Source organism: Bradyrhizobium sp. CCBAU 21365 (assembly GCF_015291305.1).
GTDB lineage: Bacteria > Pseudomonadota > Alphaproteobacteria > Rhizobiales > Xanthobacteraceae > Bradyrhizobium > Bradyrhizobium elkanii.
Genome location: NZ_CP030036.1, coordinates 3,321,550 through 3,342,138, shown reverse-complemented (window position 1 = coordinate 3,342,138; position 20,589 = coordinate 3,321,550). Strand labels below are relative to the sequence as shown.

Sequence of the window (20,589 nt, the reverse complement as noted above, 5' to 3'; positions counted from 1 at the left end):
ACCCTGAGGTGCGCGCCCTTGCGCGCCTCGAAGAGTGACGGCGTGGCGAAGACCTAGAAAGTGAAGCAAGAAGAAATGACCACATCTCACATCCCCGAAGACCGCATTCCCGTCATCGTCGGCGTCGGCGAGATCGTCGATCGCCCAAAGGACATCGCCGCCGGCCTCGAGCCGCTCACCTTGCTGGAGGAGGCGCTGAAGCGCGCCGAGGCGGATAGCGGCGCCAGGCTGCTGTCCGAGGTGCAGTCGCTCGACGTCGTCAACTTCCTGAGCTGGCGTTACCGCGATCCCGAGAAGCAGCTGGCGCAGCGGCTCGGCATTGCGCCCGCGCATCTCTATTACGGCCCGGTCGGCGGCGAGAGCCCGATCCGGTATCTGCACGAGGCCGCGCAACGTATCGCGCGCGGCGAATGCAGCGTTGCCGCGGTCTGCGGCGCGGAGGCGCAGTCGACCGCGACCAAGGCGCAGCGTGCCGGCGTCGAGCTGCCGTGGACGCCATTCGCTCATGACGTGGAAGAGCCGAAGCGCGGCGCCGCATTCCAGAAACCGATGGCCGTTGCGCTCGGCGTGTTCAGGCCGATCACGGTCTATCCGCTCTATGAGTCTGCAACATCGGCGCATTGGGGCCAGACGCCGCGCGAGGCGCTGAAGGAATCCGGCGAGTTGTGGTCGACCTATGCGCGCGTCGCCGCCGACAATCCGAACTCGTGGCTGAAGAAGACGTTCACCGGCGACGAGATCACCACGGCCACGCCCGACAACCGGATGATCGCCTGGCCGTATACAAAGCTGATGGTGGCGAACCCGACGGTGAACATGGGTGGTGCGCTGATCCTGACCAGCCTCGCGAAAGCGCGCGCGGCCGGCGTGCCGGAGGAAAAACTGATCTATCCGCTCGGCGGCGCCTCGGCGGAGGAGCCGCGCGACTACCTGATCCGCGACCAGTTCGTCGAAAGCCACGCGCAGACCGCGGTGCTGAAGGCGGTGATGGATCTCGTCGGCGGCGACGGCAGAAAGTTCGACGCGATCGAGCTCTACAGCTGCTTCCCCTGTGTGCCGAAGATGGCGCGCCGGACGCTCGGCCTTGGGCCCGACGTGCAGCCGACCGTGACGGGGGGGCTTACGTTCTTCGGCGCGCCGCTCAACACTTACATGACGCACTCGGCCTGCGCGATGGTGCGCAAGCTCCGCAGCGGCGGCACGCTCGGCCTGCTCTACGGCCAGGGCGGCTTCGTCACCAAGCATCATGGCCTCGTGTTGTCGCGCGCGGCGCCGAACGTCGCGCTCAAGCAGGACACCAGCGTGCAGGCGGAGGCCGACCGCAACAGGCGCAACGTGCCGGACTTCACCGCAGAGGCTGTGGGAAAAGGCCAGGTCGAGGCCTTCACCGTGATCTATCGCGCCAACGGCGAGGTCGAGCACGGCGTCACCATGCTGCTCACAGAGGACGGCCGCCGCACGCTCGGCCGCATCCCGGCGAGCGACACGGCGACGCTGGCCTATCTGCAGGACATGGATCGTACGCCGGTCGGCACTAGAGGCAACATCGTCACCGCCGGTGACGGCATGCTGGAATGGCGGGTGGGCTGACCCACCAACGCTGTCATGGCCGGGCTTGTCCCGGCTATCCACGTCTTTGCCTCATGAAGGAAAGTAAGACGTGGATGCCCGGGCCAAGCCCGGGCATGACGAAGTAAAGGGCGGCTTGTGCCCTACCCCTTCACGTCCTGCTTTTCGGACGCCGTGGTCGGCTTGCCCTTGGCGCCGGCACCGGTGACGCGCACATGGTCGCCGTCGGCGAGTCCGTCCGGCGGGGCGGTGATGATGCGGTCGTCGGGCGCAAGGCCGGTGGCGATCTCGATCTCCTTGCCGAGGTCGCGGCCGATCTTCACGGTCTTGAACAGCACCTTGTCGTCAGGACCGACGGTTGCGACCCGCAGGCCGCTGCTGTTGAAGATCAGCGCGCTGGCGGGAATGCTGAGCGGCGTGGATTCGCGCTGCAGGTTCAGCTTCACGCTGGCATAGCTGCCCGGCATCAATTCGCCGGAGGAGTTGTCGAGCCCGAGTTGCATCCGCGTCGTGCCGGAGGCGACATCGACCGCCTGCGAGGAGGCTTCCACCGTCGCCTGGAAGGTGCGGTTCGGGTAATCCGGCAGTACCAGCGTGGCCTTGGCACCGATCTTGATCGCCGGGACGTAATTCTGCGGCACGTTGACATAGACGCGCAGCTTGGTGATGTCCGAGATCGTGAACATCGCCGGGCCCGAGTTACCGCCGGCGTTGATCAGCGCGCCGACGTCGGTGTCGCGCGAGGTCACCACGCCGTCGAACGGCGCCGTGATCTTCTTGTAGCCGGCGAGCGCTTCCAGCCGCTCGACATTGGCCTGGCCGGCCTTGACCGCACCGTTCTTGTTGGAAAGGTCGGCAGTGCGCTCGTCGATCTCCTGGGCGGAGACGAAGTTCGAGGCCACCAGCGTCTTGCGCCGGTTCAGCGTGGCCTCGGAGAGCTTGGCGGACGCCTGGGCGCTGGCGAGATCGGCGCGCGCCTGCAGCAATTGCTGGTCGAGGTCGGGCGCCTCGATCTCGGCGATCACCTGGCCGGCCTTGACGCGGGCGCCGATGTCGGCGTCCCAGTTCTTGAGATAGCCGGACACCCGGGCATAGATCGGCGCGCGGGAATAGGCCTCGAGCCGGCCCGGCAGGTCGATCGTGGGGCTCAGCGCCTTGGCATTGGGCAGCGCCACCGCGACCGTCGGAACGGCCTGGTCGTCGGTCCATTCCTTCAGCCGTGTGTCCTGTTCCTCACGGGCGCGGATCCCGGTGCCGACGATCAGGCCCGCCCCGACCAGGGCCACCACGCCGAAGATGCCCAGCTTCCGGCGTGAGACCGGGGGGCGCTGTTCAGTGGGCGGCATGCGGAATCTCCGATGAGGCGGCGGCTTTGGCGCCTTGCTTCTTGTGTACCATACTGAATACCACGGGAACAAACATCAGGGTCGCGAAGGTGGCGAAGATCAGGCCGCCGATCACGGCCCGGCCCAAGGGCGCGTTCTGCTCGCCGCCCTCGCCGAGCCCCAGCGCCATCGGCGCCATGCCGATGATCATGGCGAGCGCGGTCATCAGCACCGGGCGGAACCGGACGAAGCCGGCTTCCAGGGCCGCCGCGACGGGATCGCCGAGTTCCTCATAGCGCTCGCGGGCGAAGCTGATCACGAGCACGCTGTTGGCGGTCGCCACGCCCATGCACATGATGGCGCCGGTGAGCGCCGGGACCGACAGCGTGGTCTCCGTCGTAAACAGCATCCAGACGATGCCGGCGAGCGCAGCGGGCAGCGCTGTGATGATCACGAACGGGTCCGACCAGGACTGGAAGTTCACAACGATCAGGAAGTAGATCAAGACGACGGCGCCGAGCAGGCCGAACAAGAGGCCGGTGAAGGCCGAGTTCATGGTCTGCACCTGGCCGAGCAGCACCACGGACGTGCCCTTCGGCACCTCCTTGGCGGTGTCGGCGATCAGCTTGCGCACGTCGGTCGCGACGCCGCCGAGATCGCGGCCTTGCGTCGTGGCGTAGATCTGCACCAGCGACTGGATGTCATATTGCGACACCACCGCGCTCGAGGTCGCGCGCTTGATGTCGGCGATGCCGCCGAGGATCGGCGCCTGGGTGTTGCCGGTCGCGGTGATCGGCAGGGTCTGCAGCGCGCTCAGCGAGTCGATCTGGTATTGCGGCGTCTGCATCACGATCGAATACGACACGCCGTTATCGGGATTGAGGTAATAGGTCGGCGCCACCTGCGAGGAGCCGGCGAGGTTGACCACCAGCGAGTTGGTGACGTCGCGCTCGGTCAGGCCGACATATTGCGCGCGGGTGCGATCGACATCGATGTTGAAGGTCGGGTTGTTCGGCGACTGCTGGATCCGCGCATCGGCGATGCCGGGAATCCGCTTGATCCCGGCCAGCAGCTTGTTGGCATAGGCGAAGTTGGCCTCGAGATTGGCGCCGCGGATCTGCAAATCGATCGGCGCCGGCGCGCCGAAGTTCAGGATCTGGCTGACGATGTCGGCCGGCAGGAACGCGAAGCTGGTGCCCGGGAACAGCCGCGGCAATTGCTCGCGCAGCGTGCGGACGTGTTCCTCGGTCGGCTTGTGGCCTTCCTTCAGGCGGATCTGGATATCGCCGTCCTGCGGACCGATCACGCCGGTGTTGTTGTAGGTCATGTTGATGCCGGAGATCGGCATGCCGATATTGTCGGTCATGGTCTCGATCTCGCCGGGCACCAGCTTGCGGATCGCCTTCTGGATGTCGGCGAGCTGGTTGGCGGTCTCCTCGACGCGGGTGCCGACCTGGGTGCGGACATGCATCAGGATGTTGCCGGCGTCGACCGACGGGAAGAAGTTGCGCCCGAGGAACGGCACCAAGAGGAACGACGCGGCGACGACCGCGAGGAAGCAGCTCACGAACACCGTGCGGTGACCAAGCGCCATCGCGAGCAGGCCGCGATAGCCGCTGCGGATGCGCTCGAACCGCGCCTCGAAGCCGCGCTGGAACCAGACCAGGGGATTGCGCGACTTCGGCGGCGCGCCCTCATGATGCACATGCGCCTGCAGCAAATAGTTCGCCATAGTCGGCACCAGCGTGCGCGACAGGATGAAGGACCAGATCATCGCGAACATCACCGCTTCGGCCATCGGCACGAACAGGAAGCGCGCCACGCCGGTGAGGAAGAACATCGGCACGAACACGATGCAGATACAGAGCAGCGAGACGAAGGCCGGAGTCACGATCTGGTTGGCGCCGTCGAGGATCGACTGCTCGACCGGCTTGCCCTGCTCGAGGTGATAATTGATGTTCTCGATCGTCACCGTGGCGTCGTCGACGAGGATGCCGACCGCGAGCGCGAGGCCGCCGAGCGTCATGATGTTCAGCGTCTCGCCGATCAGGGACAGCATGATGATAGCGCCGAGCACCGACAGCGGGATCGACACCGCGATGATGACGGTCGAGCGCCAGCTGCCGAGGAACAAGAGGATCATGATGCTGGTGAGCAGCGCGGCGATCACGCCCTCGAAGGCGACGCCGGTGATCGCGCCGCGGACGAACACCGACTGGTCGCCGATGAAGCCGATCTTGAGCGCATCCGGCATCTGATCCTTGACCTCGATCACCTTCTGCTTGATGCCGGAGATGATATCGAGCGTCGAGGTGGCGCCGGCCTTCAGCACCATCATCAAGACCGAGCGGTTGCCGTCGACATGGACGATGTTGGTCTGCGGCGGGTTGCCGTCGCGCACCGAGGCGACGTCCCGCACATAGACCATCGCGCCGTTGACCTGTTTGATCGGCAGGTCGCCGAGCTCCTCGAGCCGCAGCGGCGAGTTGTTGAGGTTGATGGTGTATTCGAAATTGCCGATCTTCTGCGTGCCGACCGGCGTGATCAGGTTCTGCGCGGCGAGCGCATTGGCAACGTCCTGGCCCGACAGGCCGCGCGCCTGCAGCGCGGTCGAATTGAGGTCGATCTGGACCTGACGCTGCTTGCCGCCGAACGGATACGGGATCGCAGCACCAGGCACGGTGACCAGCGGCGTGCGCAGCTGGTTGATGCCGATATCGGCGAGGTTCTGCTCGGTCAGTCCCTCGCCCGACAGCGCGACCTGGATGATCGGAACCGTCGAGGCGCTGTAGTTCAGGATCAGCGGCGGGGTCGCGCCCGGCGGCATCTGCTTGAGCAGGGTCTGCGAGATCGCGGTGACCTGCGCGTTGGCGGTGCGGATGTCGACGTTGGGCTGGAAGAAGATCTTGATGATGCCGACGCCGTTATAGGAATTGGCGACGATGTGCTCGATGTCGTTGACGGTCGTGGTCAGCGCGCGCTGGAACGGCGTGGTGATGCGGCCGGACATCTGGTCCGGCGGCAGGCCGGTGTACTGCCAGACCACGCCGATCACGGGGATGCGGATGTCCGGGAAGATGTCGGTCGGCGTGCGCAACGCCGCCAGCGGTCCGATAATCAGCAGCAGGATCGCGAGCACGACGAAAGTATATGGCCGGCTCAGCGCGATACGGACCAGTGCGATCATAAAAGAAGCGTTCCCGAAATGAAGCCCGCCCAGGCAGAGGAATCGACATTGCAAAAGCCGTTCCGCAGCGGCCGATTTACCCGATGGCGGGCAAAACGCCAACCCGCGGAGCCGCGGCGGCTTTCACTTCCTCGGCATAGTGCGTGAGGCTGCGCGCTCCGATCGACCCTGCCGGGCACGGTGCCGCCGATCGCGCGCGGATCGTCGTCAAAAAGAGACGGCTCTGCTGCGAATGCGAGCAGGCCGAGGATGCTATTTCGGCTGACGCGAGCTTAACGCATCGCTGCTCTGCGAAAATGTAAAACGTGGTGGGCCGGGTCAGCCCACCACGTCGGCATCGGTTAGGTGAAGGATGGCGGCCGCCCGAGCGGCGGCGCCGGATCAGGCGGCGCGGACCGCGTCGAGGAACTTGCCGACTTCGAGCTTGAGGCGGTTGCTGTCGCCCGACAGCGACTGCGCCGCCGACAGCACCTGGGACGAAGCCGAGCCGGTTTCGTTGGCGCCGTGCTGCACGTCGGTAATGTTGGCCGAGACCTGCTGGGTGCCCTGCGCCGCCTGCTGCACGTTGCGGGAGATTTCCTGCGTCGCCGCGCCCTGCTCTTCGACCGCGGCGGCAATGGTGGACGAGATCTCCGACAGCCGTTCGATGGTCGAGGAGATTTCCTTGATCGCGCCGACCGACTCCTGGGTCGCGGTCTGGATGCCGGCGATCTGCTGGCCGATCTCTCCGGTCGCCTTGGCGGTCTGCTCGGCGAGCGCCTTCACCTCGGACGCCACCACGGCGAAGCCGCGGCCGGCTTCGCCGGCGCGCGCCGCCTCGATAGTCGCGTTCAGCGCCAGCAGATTGGTCTGGCCGGCGATGGTGTTGATCAGCTCGACGACGTCGCCGATCCGCGCGGCCGCCTTCGACAACTCGCTGACGCGATCGTTGGTGGTGCGCGCCTGGACGACTGCATCGCCGGCCATCCGTGCCGACTCCTGCACCTGGCGGCTGATCTCGGTCACCGAAGACGACAGCTCCTCGGTCGCCGACGCCACCGACTGGACATTGGTCGAGGCCTCCTCGGACGCGGCGGCAACCGACGTGGTCAGCTCCTGCGAACGCCGGGCGGTCGATGACAGCGTGCCGGCGGAGGCTTCGAGCTGGGTCGAGGCCGACGACACGGTCTGCACGATTTCGCCGATCATCTGTTCGAAATTGCGGGTGATGGTATCGACCCGGCGGCCGCGCTCGATCTTGGCTTCGGCGTCGGCAGCGGCGGCTTCATCGGCCGCCTTCTTGGCGACCAGGGCTTCCTTGAACACCTGCAGCGTATCGGCCATCGCGCCGATCTCGGTCTTCTCGCCCTGATGCGGGACGTTTGCGGTCAGGTCGCCGCGACCCAGCGCCTGCATCGGCGCCACGATCGAAGCAATGCCCGACGAGACGTCGCGAATCATCAGGAAGCTGACGCCGACGCCGACCAGGATGGCAATGCCGAGCAGGATGGCGACCATCATCAGCGCCGAGCCGTAGTTGCTGGCGGCATCCTGCGCGGCCTTGTCCGCACCGGTGTTGTTGAACTCGATATCCTTGTTCAGGATCTCGTCCGCCTCGAGACCGATCTTGTTCACGACCTTGGAGTTGAGCTCATGCGCCTCATGCGGGAGCTTGCCGGCTTCCTTGCGCGACAGGGCCATCACCTCTTCGGTACCCTTGCGGTACCTGTCCCAGACGTCAGTCCATTGCCGGTAGAGCGCCCGCTCCTCGGGTGAGGTGATCATCGGCTCGTACTTGGCGCGGGCCTTGGTGTTCGCCTCGACGACGCTGGCGAGCGTCTTTTCGACGGCCAGCTTCTCCTCGAGCGTTTCCGAGAGCAGGTGTTCGCGGATCACGTTGCGATAGGTGATCACCCCGGCGCGCAGCTCGCCCAACACGCGCACGCTCGGCAACCAGTTGGTCGTGATGTCGACCGTGCTGGCGTTGATTGCGCGCATATTCCAGACGGCGAGCAAGCCCATGCCGGTCATCGCGACGAGCAGGAATGCAACCACGGCAATGATCTTGGCGCGGATCGAGAATTTGGCGAACATCGTGGGGTCTCTTGATATCGGGCTCGCGAAGCCCGATCGAATGGCTGAGGGCGCGGCGGGACGCCGCCGACATCAAAGCCAGCCCCCCTCCTTAAGTAGGGTTAATTTGGTTCCCCGTTGAACTACTGAGATATCGGTCATCGCCGTGACATGATGCGCAAGGGGCGCATCATGTCATCAGCGCCAGCGCGTCCGAGAAGAACTCCGGCCCGCCGAAATTGCCCGATTTCAAGGCAAGCACCATCTCGCCATTCTTGGCGCCGACCGCGCGCAGAACCGGCACGCCTGCCGCGATTTCCGCGCCGACCAGGAATCCCGGGATGCCCAGGCGATCGACCACGGCGCCTGAAGTTTCACCACCGGCGACCACCAGCCTGTGCACACCCGACTGCACCAGCCCCTCCGCGATGTCGGCCATCGCCTGTTCGATGGCATGCCCGGCTGCATCACGACCATGACGGGATTGCAGAGCTGCCACCTCATCCGGGGTCGAGCTGCTCGCGATCAGGATTGGTCCCGACCCGAGCCGATCCTTCGCCCAGGTGAGCGCGCGTCGCGCCTCGTCCCTGCCGGCGATCACCTGCTCGGGATCGAGGTGCAGAACCGGCATCACCTTCTCGGCGTTGGCGATCTGGCGCAAGGTCGCCTGCGAGCAACTGCCGGCAAGGCACGCTGCCGGGCCGCCGACCGGCGTCGCCAGCATCGCATCCGCCGTATCCGGTTTGGCCTTGCTCGCGGCGACCAGCGCCCGCGCCAGACCGAGCCCGATGCCGGAAGCGCCGACCGAAAGACGGTGATCCAGCGCCACCTGCCCGATGGTCTCGAGGTCCCGGTCGAACACCGCATCGACGATGGCGGCGCCGATGCCGCCTTGCGCGAGCTCGGCGAGCTTTGCCCGGACGGCGTCCGCGCCGCGGCTCAGCGTCGCCAGATCGACCAGACCGACCTTGGTCGTGCTTTGCCGCGCCAGCACGCGAACCAGATTGGAATCATGCATCGGGTTGAGCGGGTGGTCCTTCAGCGGGCTCTCGTTCAGCGGCACCGAGCCGACGAACAGATTGCCCTGGTAGACGGTGCGGCCGGTCTCGGGGAACGCCGGCGTCACCAGCACGATGGCATCCCCGGAATCGGCGCGCAGCGCGTCCATCACGGGGCCGATATTGCCGGCATCGGTTGAATCGAAGGTCGAGCAGATCTTACAGGATATGTTTGGCGCCGCGGCCGCGCAGCCAGGCCTCCGCCGCACGCGAACGCGTTACGGCGAGGCCGGGCTCGATCGAACGGCTCTTCAGCGACACCACGACAGCGTCGACCTCGGGCAGCGCGAGATCGTCCGCGGGCACGCCGATGGTCTGCACCGTGCGCAGGCCGGCGCGGGTCAGCGTGTTGGCGAGATCGGAGGCGCCGGTATAGTCATCGGCGATGCAACCGAGAGACAGCTTTCCGGCTGATGTCACGGCTTCACTCCGGCATAGGGCTTGAACCAGGCGAGACCCTCGGTGGTCTTGCCGCGCGGATTATATTCGCAGCCGACGAAGCCGCCATAGCCGAGCCGGTCGAGCTCGCCGAACAGAAACGGATAGTTTAGCTCCTCGCCATCGGGTTCGTTGCGCGAGGGGATCGACGCGATCTGGATGTGGCCAATGATCGGCATCATCTCGCGCAGCCGCATGGTGACGTCGCCATGAATGATCTGGCAGTGGTAGATGTCGAACTGCAGCTTGAGGTTCGGAATCTTCAGCTCGCTGATCAGGTCGTACGCGAAGTTGAAATCGTTGAGAAAGTAGCCGGGCACGTTGCGCGGATTGATCGGCTCGATCACGAGGTCGAGGCCGTGCGGCGCGAAGAACTCCGCGGCGTTCGCGACGGATTTGTAAAAGGCTTCCACTGCGCGTCGATCGCTGCGGTCGGCGATCCCGGCCATCAAATGCACCCGCTTGACGCCGGTCGCCTGCACATAGGGCAGCGCGGTCTTCAGGCTCTGCTGCAGATCGGCGAAGCGATCCGGCAGCGCGGCAAATCCCTTCTCGCCGGCGTTCCAGTCGCCCGGCGGCAGGTTGAACAGCGCCTGCGTCAGCCCATTGCCTTTCAGCCGCTTGCCGACCTCCTCGGCCGGATGGTCGTAAGGAAACAGGAACTCGACCGCGGTGAAGCCCGCTTTCGCCGCGGCCTCGAAGCGGTCGAGAAACGGGACCTCGTTGAACATCATGGTCAGGTTGGCGGCAAAACGGGGCATTGCAGGATCCTCTTATCTCTCGCCTGGAAGCTTGGTGCCGGTAACCTGCGCATACATCCGCGCCACCGACGCATCGTCGTCGCGGCCCATGCCGGCGGCCGCGGTCATCAGGAACATCTGCAAGGCCGCGGCCGAGACCGGCACCGGGAAGCGTGCATTGCGCGCCATGTCCTGGATGATGCCGAGGTCCTTGACGAAGATCTCCACCGCGCTGCGCGGCGCATAGTCGCCATCGAGCACATGCGGCATGCGGTTCTCGAACATCCAGGAATTTCCGGCGGAGGCGGTGATCACCTCATAGACCTTGCGGATATCGAGGCCCTGCTTGGCGGCAAAGGCGATCGCCTCCGAGGCGGCCGCGATATGCACGCCGGCGAGCAGCTGGTTGATCATCTTGAACGCAGCGCCCTGCCCCGCGGCATCGCCGAGCTCGTAGAGTTTTGCCGCCATCGCATCCAGCGCCGGCCGCGCCTTCGCAAACGCCGCCGCGCTGCCGGACGCGAGAATCGTCAATTCGCCCTGCGCCGCGCGCTGCGCGCCGCCGGAGATCGGGGCGTCGAGATAATGCCGGCCGGTCGCCTCGAGCTGTTTTGCGAGACGCCGCGCGATATCGGGATCCATGGTCGCCGAGGAGATGAAGACCGCGTCCTTCGCCAAGGTCTCGGCGACGCCGTCCTTGCCGAACAGGATCCCTTCCGTCTGCGCGGCATTGACGACGACGCTGACGACGATGTCGGCATCCCGGGCCGCCTCGGCCGGCGACCTGGCGCCCTTGCCGCCGTCGGCGACGAAGCGCGCCACCGCATCGGCCGACACGTCGCAGCCGGTCACCTCGAAACCGGCCCGCCTGAGCGAGGTCGCCATGCCGTATCCCATCGAGCCCAGCCCGATGACGGCGACACGTGATGTTGCGGAACTGGACATGTGGCGATCCCTGAACATTTTTAGTTGTTTGAGCATGATCTTTTCGGAAAACCGGCTGCCACTTTGCGCCAGCGCGGCCCGCCGGGTCCGGATCATGCTCGTTGCTGCTTGCCTATCACGGCTTGGCCGCGCTGCCAAAGCATGAGACAAAGCGGAAAACGGATAGCGCCAAGGATGACGCCACGAGCGAAACCGGATGAGCGAAACAAAGCTTCGTGAGGACATCTGCCGCTTCGGCCGCTCGCTGTTCGAGCGCGGCCTGACGCCGGGCTCGTCGGGCAATATCAGCGTCCGGCTCGCGGACGGCGGCTGGCTGGTGACGCCGACCAACGCCTCGCTCGGCTTCCTCGATCCGGCGAAAATGTCACGGCTCGACGGCAACGGCCGGCTCGTCTCCGGCGACGCCCCGACCAAGGAAGTGCCGCTGCACACCGCGCTCTACCAGACGCGCGGCTCCGCCGGCGCCGTGGTGCACCTGCACTCGACCCATTCGGTCGCGCTCTCGATGTTGCCCGAGATCGATCCGCGCGCCGCGCTGCCGCCGATGACTGCCTATTACGTCATGAAGTGCGGCCAGACCGCGCTGGTGCCCTATTATCGCCCCGGCGATCCCGCCGTTGCCGACGCGATCCGGGGGCTGGCCGGGAAATATTCATCGGTGCTGCTCGCCAATCATGGGCCCGTCGTGTCGGGCGATACGCTGGAAGCGGCGGTGTTCGCGACCGAGGAGCTCGAGGAAACCGCAAAGCTCTATCTGCTGCTGCGCGGGCTGAACCCGCGCTATTTGTCGCCCGACCAGGTGGCGGATTTGACCAGGACGTTCGGGCTCGTGCTGCCGGATCACCCTCACTAGATCAAGCGGAGGATCGATATGCGGAAGACAGTCATGATGAGGTTCACAGGCTTGGCGTTAGCGATTCCGTTCGCCGTTGGCCTTGCGGCGTCCGACGCACGGACCGAAGAGACCTTGCAAGGCATGCTGGCAACCCAGCTGCGCGCGCAGGGCTATCCTTGCGACAAGCCGCTCAAGGCCGAACGGGACGACAAGCTCTCGAAGCCCGACAACGAGGCCTGGACGCTGACATGCAGCAACGCGACCTACCGCGTCAGCCGCGTGCCGGACCTCGCCGCCAAGGTCGAAAAGATCGACGAGGGCAAGTAGGCTACGTGGGCTGGATCAGTAGCCCGCATGAGCGCAGCGATATGCGGGACGCCCCGGCGGTTGCGTGCGTGGAGATATTCCGTCGCTACAGCCCCAGATACGCTTTCCGCACATCCGGATTGCCGCTGATCTCGGCCGCGGTGCCCTGCATCAGCACGCGGCCGGTCTGCAGGATGTAGGCGCGGTCGGCGATCTCCAAGCACTCGGCCATGCGCTGCTCGACGATCAGGACCGTCATGCCGGCGTCGCGGATGCGCTTCACGGCCTGGAAGATCTCGTCGACCAGTTTCGGCATGATGCCCTGCGAGGGCTCGTCGAGCATCAGAAGCCGCGGCCGTGTCATCAGCGCGCGGCCGATCGCGAGCATCTGCTGCTCGCCGCCGGACAAGGTCTCGGCACGCTGGTCGAGCCGTTCGCCAAGTCGCGGGAACAGCTTGAAGACCAGATCGAGCGGCGCGTCGCGGTCGGATTGGCTGCGATAGAGATAGCTGCCGAGCCGCAGATTATCGCGCACCGAGAGCCGCGGAAACAGCCGACGGTTCTCCGGCACGTAAGCGATGCCGCTTGACGTGATGACGTGCTGCGGCTGGCCGTCGATGCGCTTGCCGTCGAAGGTGACGGTCCCTGCGCGCGGCCGCTCGGCGCCGGCGATCGATTTGAGCAGCGTCGACTTGCCCGCACCGTTGGCGCCGGCGACGCAGACGATCTCGCCCTTGGTGACGTCGATCGACACCGAGGAGATCGCGACGAGGCCCTGATAGGCGGTGGTGACTTCACGCACCGACAGCATGACGATCCCCGAGATAGGCAGAAATGACTTCCGGATTGCGGACGACCTCGGTCGGCTTGCCCTCGACCAGCACCTTGCCGAGATTGAGCACGATGGCGCGGTCGACCAGCGGCATCACGATCTCCATGACGTGCTCGACCATCAGCACGGTGATGCCGGCGGCGCGCACCTTGCGCACCAGCTCGACGCCGGTCTGTGCCTCGACCGGCGTCAGTCCGGTGAGGACTTCGTCGAGCAGCAGCAGCTTCGGCTCGGTGGCGAGCGCGCGGGCGACCTCGAGCCGGCGCTTCTCCGACGGCACCAGATCAGCGGCCAGCTTGTCGGCGCGCGCCGCAAGTCCGCAGAACTCCAGCACCTCATAGGCCTTCTGCCGCGCGATGCGCATCTTGGTGTTGCGGATCAGCGCGCCGACGATGACGTTGTCGATCACGGTCATGGTCTCGAAACTCTTGACGACCTGGAAGGTGCGCCCGACGCCGCGCTGGCAGCGTTCCGCCGCCGGCAGCTTGGTCACGTCCTCGCCGTCGAAGATGATCGAGCCCTGGGTCGGCGGCAGCACGCCCGCGATCAGGTTGAACAGCGTCGATTTGCCAGCGCCGTTCGGGCCGATCAGGCCGACGATCTCGCCGCGCCCGACCGAGATCGAGACGTCGCTGTTGGCGACGAGGCCGCCGAAGCGCTGCCAGACTCCGCGCGTTTCCAGCAGCGCCGTCATCGTGCGGCTCCCTTGCGCAGGGAGAACACGCTGACCAGGCCGCGCGGCAGCGCCAGCGAGATCACGACGATCAGCGTGCCGTAGACGATGAGGTCGACGCCGCGCCCGGAGCCGCCGATGAACGAGCGCGTCAGCTCGGTGAGCGGGATCAGGATGACCGCGCCCAGTACCGGGCCCCACAAGGTGCCGATGCCGCCAAGCACCGCGGGCAGCGCCATCAGCAGCGAGAACTGGAAGCCCATCACGCTCTCAGGATCGATGTAGGAGACGAACTGGGCGTAGAAGCTGCCGCCGACCGCAACCAGGAAGGCCGAGACCGCCGCCGCGCCCATCTTGGAATTGAACACGACCACGCCGAGGCTTTCGGCCGCGTCCGGATTGTCCTTCACCGCGCGCCACCAATAGCCCCATTTGGAATCCTCCAGCCACCAGGTGACGAACCAGGCGATGCAGGCCAGCGCCAGCGCGAAATAGAAATATGGCAGCTTCGAGCGCGTGAACTGGAATTTCAGCCAGCTGTCGCCGCGCACCGGGATGTCGATGCCGAGCGCCGCGCCGGCCCAATCCCAGTTCTGGATCAACAGCAACGCGATCTCGGCGATCACGATGGTCGCGATCACGAAATAGTGCCCGCGGAGGCGGAAGCAGGGATAGCCGAGCGCCATCGCGATCAAGGCGGAGATCGCCCCGCCCGCCAGCATGCCGAACCACGGCAGCACGCCGAACTTGGTGAACAGCAGCGCGGTGGTGTAGGCGCCGAGCCCGAAATACAGCGCGTGGCCGAGCGAGATCTGCCCGCAATAGCCGGACAGGATGTTCCAGCTCTGCGACAGCGCCGCATACATCAGCGTCAGCACCATGATGTTCTGGACGTAGACGTCCTTGACGAACAGCGGCACCAGCGCGGCGATCACCGCGAGGCAGGCCGCCACGATCAGGTCACGCCTGCGGCGTTGGGCGAACTGGGTGTCCATCACATCGATCCGAACAGGCCACGCGGCCGGATGAAGACGACCAGCAGGTAAACGGCATAGATGCCGACCGATTTCAGCGACGGCGGCAGGATCAGCGCGGTGGTCGCCTCCACCAGGCCGACGATGATGCCACCGGCAAAGGCGCCGAACACGCTGCCGAAGCCGCCGAGCGCCACGGTGACGTAGGCGATCAGGGCGAACGACGCGCCGACATCGGGATAGACGTAGAAGAAGATCGCCATGATGGCGCCGGCGAGGCCGACCAGCGCAGCACCAAGGCCCCAGCCGAGCGCGAACACCCGGTTTTTGTCGATGCCGACCAGCGCCACCGCGCCGGCATCCTCGCGCGTCGCCTCGAGCGCGCGGCCGAAATCGGTGCGATTGATGAAGAAGTAGAGCGCGACGAAGGCTGCGATCGACAGCATCGCGCCGATCAGCTGCGGCTCCGGCAGATAGATGCCGGCGATCGACACCGTCTTGCCGCCGACCCAGGAGTTGGTGACGCTGCGGTAGTCGGGCGTGAAGAAGAACTGGGCGAGGCCCCGCATCACGATCGCCAGCCCGAAGGTCGAGAAGATCTGCACCATGCCGGCATTGGCCTTGGCGCGCATCGCGAAGCGGACGATCAACAGATAGACCACCGCGCCGAACACGAACAGCGCCGCGGCGACCAGCGGCGCCGAGAGCAAGGGATCGATCGCGAAGAACGCGAACAGGAAGAAGGTCGCGTACATCGCGATCATCAGGAATTCGCCGTGCGCGAAATTCACGACGTCCATCAATCCGAAGATCAATGCGAGGCCTGCGGCGATCAGTCCGTAGAGCAGCCCCATCAACAGGCCGCTCGCCAAACTCTGGATAATGGTCTCGGCTGTCACCGCCGTCTGTCCCCTCTAGAGCGTTTTCGAGCGAAATAAATACCGGTTCGCGCTAGGAAAACGCGTCGCAACAAGAATCCGGGGCTCCGTTCCGGTACAATCGGAACGGAGCTCCGGCGCCCGACCGATCAGCTGTTCATCGGCCAGATCGCCTCGGAGACGGCGGCCTGTTCCGGGAAGATCGTCACGAAGTTCTTCGCGGAGTACTGCAACAGCACCGGATCTGCGAAGTTGTTCTGCCCCATCTCGTCGAACTTGACGCGCCGCCACGGCATGATGGTCTGATCGCCCGGCATGTCGGTGGCGACCAGCGCCTCGCGGATCTTCTCGCCGTCGGTCGACTTGGCGCGATTGATGGCGTCCGCCATCACGATCAGGCCCATGAATTGGCGCGACGAATAGTCGTTGAAGTCCTTGCCGGACTTGGCACGGTACATCTCGTTGATCAGACCGACCATCGGACGCTTCTGCGCCAGGTCGAGCGAGAAGCTGCCGCGCGAGATCACGCCCTCGAGCTTGTCGCCGACCGCGTCATAAGTCGCCTTCTCGGAGAAGCCGGCGTCCTGCGCCATGATGTTCTTCGGCTTGTAGCCGAGCTCGGCCATGGTCTTGACCAGGAGGATCGCGTCGGTGGTGTAGCTCGACGGCATCAGCACGTCGGCATTCGCCGCCTTGAGCTGCTGCACCTCGGCGGTCAGCGACGGCGAGTTGGCGCGGTACTTGATGTCGGCCACGATCTTGTAGCCGCGCTCGCCGGCGAGCTTGGTCTGCGCGTTCGCCGAATCGGTGCCGAAGATGGTGTCCTCGTGGAACAGCGCCAGCGTTTCGATCTTCTGGCCCTTCTTCTTCATCGCATCGAAGAAATCGAACATCGCGGTCGAGAACATCTCGTCATGCGGCGAGGCGCGGAAATAGTATTTCAGGCCGCGGCGATGCAGGCTCGGCGAGGAATTGTCGGCCGAGAGGAACGGAACACCGTAGCGCTCGCAGATCTGGCTGACGGTCACGGCGACCGCGCTCTGATAGGTGCCGATCACGGCGCAGACCTTCTCCTGCGTGATCAGGCGCTCGGCTTCGGCGCGGCCCTTCTGCGGATCGGCCTGGTGGTCGGCGAACACGAGCTTGACCTTGGCGCCGCCGAGGCCGGACAGGCCCTCGCCCTTGGCGAGCGGCAGCGCGAAATCATAGTTCTTGTTGATGATGTCTGCCGCGGTCTCGAACGCGCGCTGCGCGTCGACGCCGATCTGGGCGCTGGCGCCCGAGAGCGGATAGATCACGCCGATTGCCACTTCACTGGCCTGCGCGCGCGCGGCCATCGGACCGAGCGCCGCGGCGGCAGTGGCACCCAGCAACACGTTACGGCGAGAGATCGTCATCGAAATTTCCCCTTGGTCAGCTTGTTATTATCGATGTGACGCTTGTAGCGCGCAGTAAAGCCTCAATGAATTGCACGAATTGCCTATTCAGAGCACAGCGAGCTGCTTGTTCCTGAGATCTGTCACCAGCATCAGGCCCGGCGAATGCGTGATCGCGAACGGCAGCTTCGCGCTTGCGATCACCGATTGCGGCGTGACGCCACAGGCCCAGAACACCGGGATCTCGTCATCGGCGACCGGTACCGCATCGCCGTAATCCGGCTTGGCGATATCCTTGATGCCGATCGCATGCGGATGGCCGAGATGGACCGGCGCGCCATGCACGGACGGAAAGCGCGAGGTGATCTGCACCGCGCGGATCGCATCCGCCGGCTTGAACGGGCGCATCGACACCACCATGGGTCCCGCGAACGGCCCCGACGGGCTGCAGGCGATATTGGTCCGGTACATTGGCACACGCAGATTGCGTTCAATGTGACGGATCGGCAGGCCCTCATCCAGCAGCGCCTCTTCAAACGAGTAGGAGCAGCCGAGCACGAAGGTGACGAGATCGTCGCGCCAGTATTTGGTGATGTCGGTCGGCTCGTCCGCCACCTCGCCGTCGCGCCAGACCCGGTAGCGCGGCACGTCGGTGCGGATGTCGAGGTCGAGGCCGAGCGCCGGAATGCGGGGGTCGCCGACATCGGACATGCCGATGATCGGGCACGGCTTCGGATTGAGCTGGCAGAAGCGGTGGAAGGCACCGGCGAGCTTTTCCGGCAGGATCGCGAGATTGCCCTGGACGAAACCATTGGCGAGGCCGGCCGTGGTGGCCGATGCCAAGCCGTCACGGCAGGCGCGGCGCGCTTCGACGCTCGCCGGCACCGGCTCCCCCTGAGATCGCTGCACTGCCGCAAAAACAGTCATGGGATTCTCCTGCCCATAATCTCGACAAGGACAAACCAACACCAAGCGTGATATAATGTCTAATCGTCCTTTCTAATCAAAATCGATAAACCAAATTTATCGATCGGGAAAATACTTCCAATGACGGACTTCCGCTCGATCGAGACATTCCTTTGGGTCGTCAAGCTCGGCAGCTTCCGCGGCGCCGCCCAGCGGCTCAACACCACCCAGCCGGCGATCTCCCAGCGCATTGCCCAGCTCGAGCGCGAAATGGGCGTCAAGCTGCTCAACCGCGACCACCGGGTGGCCTCGCCGACCCCGAGCGGGCGGCTGATGATGATCTATGCCGAGAAGCTGATCGGCCTGCGTTCGGAGATGATGGCCGAGGTCGGCGACCGTTCCGCGATGCGCGGCGCGCTGCGGCTCGGTGTCGCGGAGACCATCGTGCACACCTGGCTGCCGCGCCTCGTCAAGAGCGTCAACGAGGTCTACCCGAACCTGTCGCTGGAGATCGAGGTCGACATCACGCCCAATCTGACGCAGCGGCTGCTGGCGCAGGAGATCGAGCTCGCCTTCGTGCTCGGACCGGTCTCGGCCTCCGGCGCGCACAACCATGTGCTGTGCGATTACCCGATCGGTTTCCTGGCGAGCCCGGCGCTCGGCCTCGGCGACGGCCCGGTGGCGCGGCAGGACCTGGCGCGCTTTCCGATCATCACCTTTCCGCGCAAGACCCAGCCCTACGAGACCGTACGCGCGCTGTTCAATGCCCCCGATCTGCCGCCGATCCGGCTGCACGCCTCGACCTCGCTCGCGACCGTGATCCACATGGCCAATGAAGGGCTTGGCATCGCGGTGATCCCGGCGGCGATCGTCGAGAACGAGCTTGCCGACGGGCGGCTGCAACTGCTCGACACCGACCTCAAGCTGCCGCCCCTCACCTTCACCGCGAGTTGGCTCGCCTCGCCCGATGCGGTCGCCATCGAGCGCGTCGCCAATCTCGCCCGGCAGATCGCGCAGGCGAGCGTGGCGGTTGACGGCGCGAGAGTGGCGCGTCATTGAACGATTGCCGGATAATCGAACGTCATTCCGGGATGGTCCGAAGGACCAGACCTCAGGTGCGCAACCGCGCACCGGGGAATCTCGAGATTCCATAATGCGCAATTGCGCATTAGGGTTCGATGCTGACGCATCGCCCCGGAATGACGAAAATAAAAATGGACTGACGACATGAGCCGAGCCGCCACCAACCTGCAGATCGATTCCGCCCGCCTCTGGGGCACCATCCACGAAACCGCGCAGTTCGGTGCAACGCCCAAGGGCGGCGTGCGGCGGCTGACCCTGAGCGCCGAAGACAAGCAGGTGCGCGACTGGTTCCGCAAGGCGTGCGAGGACGCGGGCCTCGAGGTGCAGGTCGACGCGCTGGGCTCGATGTTCGGATTGCGGAAAGGACGGGACATGTCGAAGCCGCCGATCGGCGTCGGCTCGCATCTCGACACCCAGCCGACCGGCGGCAAATATGACGGTGTGCTCGGCACGCTGGCGGCGCTCGAAATGGTGCGTACGCTGAACGATGCCGGCATCGAGACCGAGCTGCCGATCTGCATCTGCAACTGGACCAATGAGGAAGGCTCGCGCTTTGCGCCGGCGATGATGGCCTCCGCCGCCTATGTCGGCGACTTCACCACCGACGACATCCTGTCGCGCAAGGACGCCGAAGGCGTCACGGTGGCGCAGGCGCTGGACACGATCGGTTATCGCGGCGACGCCCCGGTCGGCCGCCAGAAGTTCACCAGCTTCGTCGAGCTGCATATCGAGCAGGGTCCGATCCTGGAGGCCGAGAACAAGACCATCGGCGTGGTCGATTCCGGCCAGGGCGTGTTGTGGTACGACGGCAAGATCACCGGCTTCGAGAGCCATGCGGGCTCGACCCCGATGCCGCTGCGCCGCGATGCGCTGGCGACGCTGTCCGAGATCGTGCTGGCGATGGAGAGCATCGCGAAGAAGCACGGCCCGAAGGCAGTCGGCACCATCGGCGAGGCCGTGATCGCCGCGCCCTCGCGCAACGTCATCCCCGGCGAGATCGCCTTCACGGTGGATTGCCGCAGTGCCGACGCCGCGATCATGGATGCGCTGGATCGCGACCTGCGTGCCGCCGTGAGCGAGATCGCAGCAAAGCGCAAGGTCGAGGTGCAGCTTGATCTCGTCTGGCGCAAGGCGCCGACGCATTTCGATCCCAAGCTGGTCGACGCGGTGGAGAATGCGGCGAAACAGCTCGGCTATTCGCACCGCCGCATCACCTCGGGCGCCGGCCACGATGCCTGCAACCTCAACACGGTGATGCCGGCAGCAATGGTGTTCGTGCCCTGCAAGGACGGCATCAGCCATAATGAGCTGGAAGATGCCAAGCAGACCGATTGCGCCGCCGGCGCCAACGTCCTGATGCACACGGTGCTGGCGCTCGCCGGCGTCGCGTCCTGATCATCATTTCTCCTCAT

16 protein-coding genes and 1 pseudogene are annotated in these 20,589 nt (G+C 65.4%); 5 read left to right on the top strand and 12 right to left on the bottom strand.

The window, feature by feature from the left end:
* Nucleotides 1–75: 75 nt before the first annotated feature.
* Complete coding sequence (locus XI02_RS15250) at nucleotides 76–1,590, top strand: acetyl-CoA acetyltransferase (RefSeq protein WP_069276196.1); 1,515 nt, start codon at nucleotides 76–78, stop codon at nucleotides 1,588–1,590.
* A 122-nt stretch (nucleotides 1,591–1,712) separates the two neighbouring features.
* Here XI02_RS15250 and XI02_RS15245 read toward each other — a convergent pair whose 3' ends face one another.
* The 6 genes and pseudogenes from XI02_RS15245 to ltnD all read right to left on the bottom strand — a co-directional run bounded on the left by XI02_RS15245 (nucleotide 1,713) and on the right by ltnD (nucleotide 11,314).
* Nucleotides 1,713–2,915, bottom strand: a complete 1,203-nt coding sequence (locus tag XI02_RS15245; protein WP_172648208.1) for an efflux RND transporter periplasmic adaptor subunit — start codon at nucleotides 2,913–2,915, stop codon at nucleotides 1,713–1,715.
* Complete coding sequence (locus XI02_RS15240; protein ID WP_018270532.1) at nucleotides 2,902–6,081, bottom strand: efflux RND transporter permease subunit; 3,180 nt, start codon at nucleotides 6,079–6,081, stop codon at nucleotides 2,902–2,904. Before XI02_RS15240 ends, XI02_RS15245 begins: the two co-directional genes overlap by 14 nt.
* 381 nt (nucleotides 6,082–6,462) lie before the next feature.
* Nucleotides 6,463–8,154, bottom strand: a complete 1,692-nt coding sequence (locus XI02_RS15235) for a methyl-accepting chemotaxis protein (protein ID WP_018270531.1) — start codon at nucleotides 8,152–8,154, stop codon at nucleotides 6,463–6,465.
* Nucleotides 8,155–8,323: 169 nt separating this feature from the next.
* Nucleotides 8,324–9,611: pseudogene (otnK, locus tag XI02_RS46375) on the bottom strand (3-oxo-tetronate kinase).
* Complete coding sequence (gene otnI, locus XI02_RS15225) at nucleotides 9,608–10,390, bottom strand: 2-oxo-tetronate isomerase (protein ID WP_172648209.1); 783 nt, start codon at nucleotides 10,388–10,390, stop codon at nucleotides 9,608–9,610. The pseudogene otnK and the gene otnI overlap by 4 nt, the downstream one beginning before the upstream one ends.
* A 12-nt stretch (nucleotides 10,391–10,402) precedes the next feature.
* Nucleotides 10,403–11,314 (bottom strand): L-threonate dehydrogenase, encoded by a 912-nt coding sequence (ltnD, locus tag XI02_RS15220; protein WP_172648210.1) that lies wholly within the window; start codon nucleotides 11,312–11,314, stop codon nucleotides 10,403–10,405.
* 196 nt (nucleotides 11,315–11,510) lie between these two features.
* Between ltnD and XI02_RS15215 the strand changes: the two genes are divergently transcribed.
* Both XI02_RS15215 and XI02_RS15210 read left to right on the top strand, forming a co-directional pair.
* Entirely contained in the window at nucleotides 11,511–12,167 is a 657-nt protein-coding gene (locus XI02_RS15215) for an aldolase (protein ID WP_016842859.1), read from the top strand.
* Between the two features lie 33 nt (nucleotides 12,168–12,200).
* Nucleotides 12,201–12,476 (top strand): hypothetical protein, encoded by a 276-nt coding sequence (locus XI02_RS15210; protein WP_016842860.1) that lies wholly within the window; start codon nucleotides 12,201–12,203, stop codon nucleotides 12,474–12,476.
* A gap of 85 nt (nucleotides 12,477–12,561) precedes the next feature.
* On the opposite strand, the gene XI02_RS15205 is transcribed toward XI02_RS15210, so the two are convergent.
* The 6 genes from XI02_RS15205 to XI02_RS15180 form a co-directional block, all read right to left on the bottom strand.
* Complete coding sequence (locus XI02_RS15205; protein ID WP_018270525.1) at nucleotides 12,562–13,266, bottom strand: ABC transporter ATP-binding protein; 705 nt, start codon at nucleotides 13,264–13,266, stop codon at nucleotides 12,562–12,564.
* Nucleotides 13,250–13,981, bottom strand: a complete 732-nt coding sequence (locus XI02_RS15200) for an ABC transporter ATP-binding protein (RefSeq protein WP_016842862.1) — start codon at nucleotides 13,979–13,981, stop codon at nucleotides 13,250–13,252. The genes XI02_RS15205 and XI02_RS15200 overlap by 17 nt, the downstream gene beginning before the upstream one ends.
* The gene (locus XI02_RS15195) at nucleotides 13,978–14,955 is read right to left on the bottom strand and encodes a branched-chain amino acid ABC transporter permease (RefSeq protein WP_016842863.1); all 978 of its coding nucleotides are present in this window, start codon (nucleotides 14,953–14,955) and stop codon (nucleotides 13,978–13,980) included. Before XI02_RS15195 ends, XI02_RS15200 begins: the two co-directional genes overlap by 4 nt.
* Entirely contained in the window at nucleotides 14,955–15,788 is an 834-nt protein-coding gene (locus tag XI02_RS15190) for a branched-chain amino acid ABC transporter permease (protein WP_016842864.1), read from the bottom strand. Before XI02_RS15190 ends, XI02_RS15195 begins: the two co-directional genes overlap by 1 nt.
* Nucleotides 15,789–15,961: 173 nt before the next feature.
* Nucleotides 15,962–17,209 (bottom strand): ABC transporter substrate-binding protein, encoded by a 1,248-nt coding sequence (locus XI02_RS15185; protein WP_026192486.1) that lies wholly within the window; start codon nucleotides 17,207–17,209, stop codon nucleotides 15,962–15,964.
* A gap of 87 nt (nucleotides 17,210–17,296) precedes the next feature.
* Complete coding sequence (locus tag XI02_RS15180) at nucleotides 17,297–18,115, bottom strand: putative hydro-lyase (RefSeq protein ID WP_172648211.1); 819 nt, start codon at nucleotides 18,113–18,115, stop codon at nucleotides 17,297–17,299.
* Between the two features lie 120 nt (nucleotides 18,116–18,235).
* Between XI02_RS15180 and XI02_RS15175 the strand changes: the two genes are divergently transcribed.
* On the top strand, nucleotides 18,236–19,153 hold the full coding sequence (locus XI02_RS15175) for a LysR family transcriptional regulator (RefSeq protein WP_016842867.1): 918 nt from the start codon (nucleotides 18,236–18,238) through the stop codon (nucleotides 19,151–19,153).
* Between the two features lie 168 nt (nucleotides 19,154–19,321).
* Nucleotides 19,322–20,572 carry a Zn-dependent hydrolase gene (locus XI02_RS15170; RefSeq protein WP_018270522.1) on the top strand — a complete coding sequence of 417 codons (1,251 nt, stop codon included), beginning with the start codon at nucleotides 19,322–19,324 and terminating at the stop codon, nucleotides 20,570–20,572.
* Nucleotides 20,573–20,589: the final 17 nt, after the last annotated feature.

Coding starts and splice junctions, on each gene's coding strand:
- XI02_RS15250 (WP_069276196.1), top strand. CDS start 76: ATGACCACATCTCACATCCCCGAAGACCGCATTCCCGTCATCGTCGGC.
- XI02_RS15245 (WP_172648208.1), bottom strand. CDS start 2,915: ATGCCGCCCACTGAACAGCGCCCCCCGGTCTCACGCCGGAAGCTGGGC.
- XI02_RS15240 (WP_018270532.1), bottom strand. CDS start 6,081: ATGATCGCACTGGTCCGTATCGCGCTGAGCCGGCCATATACTTTCGTC.
- XI02_RS15235 (WP_018270531.1), bottom strand. CDS start 8,154: ATGTTCGCCAAATTCTCGATCCGCGCCAAGATCATTGCCGTGGTTGCA.
- otnI (WP_172648209.1), bottom strand. CDS start 10,390: ATGCCCCGTTTTGCCGCCAACCTGACCATGATGTTCAACGAGGTCCCG.
- ltnD (WP_172648210.1), bottom strand. CDS start 11,314: ATGTCCAGTTCCGCAACATCACGTGTCGCCGTCATCGGGCTGGGCTCG.
- XI02_RS15215 (WP_016842859.1), top strand. CDS start 11,511: ATGAGCGAAACAAAGCTTCGTGAGGACATCTGCCGCTTCGGCCGCTCG.
- XI02_RS15210 (WP_016842860.1), top strand. CDS start 12,201: ATGATGAGGTTCACAGGCTTGGCGTTAGCGATTCCGTTCGCCGTTGGC.
- XI02_RS15205 (WP_018270525.1), bottom strand. CDS start 13,266: ATGCTGTCGGTGCGTGAAGTCACCACCGCCTATCAGGGCCTCGTCGCG.
- XI02_RS15200 (WP_016842862.1), bottom strand. CDS start 13,981: ATGACGGCGCTGCTGGAAACGCGCGGAGTCTGGCAGCGCTTCGGCGGC.
- XI02_RS15195 (WP_016842863.1), bottom strand. CDS start 14,955: ATGGACACCCAGTTCGCCCAACGCCGCAGGCGTGACCTGATCGTGGCG.
- XI02_RS15190 (WP_016842864.1), bottom strand. CDS start 15,788: ATGGGGCTGCTCTACGGACTGATCGCCGCAGGCCTCGCATTGATCTTC.
- XI02_RS15185 (WP_026192486.1), bottom strand. CDS start 17,209: ATGACGATCTCTCGCCGTAACGTGTTGCTGGGTGCCACTGCCGCCGCG.
- XI02_RS15180 (WP_172648211.1), bottom strand. CDS start 18,115: ATGACTGTTTTTGCGGCAGTGCAGCGATCTCAGGGGGAGCCGGTGCCG.
- XI02_RS15175 (WP_016842867.1), top strand. CDS start 18,236: ATGACGGACTTCCGCTCGATCGAGACATTCCTTTGGGTCGTCAAGCTC.
- XI02_RS15170 (WP_018270522.1), top strand. CDS start 19,322: ATGAGCCGAGCCGCCACCAACCTGCAGATCGATTCCGCCCGCCTCTGG.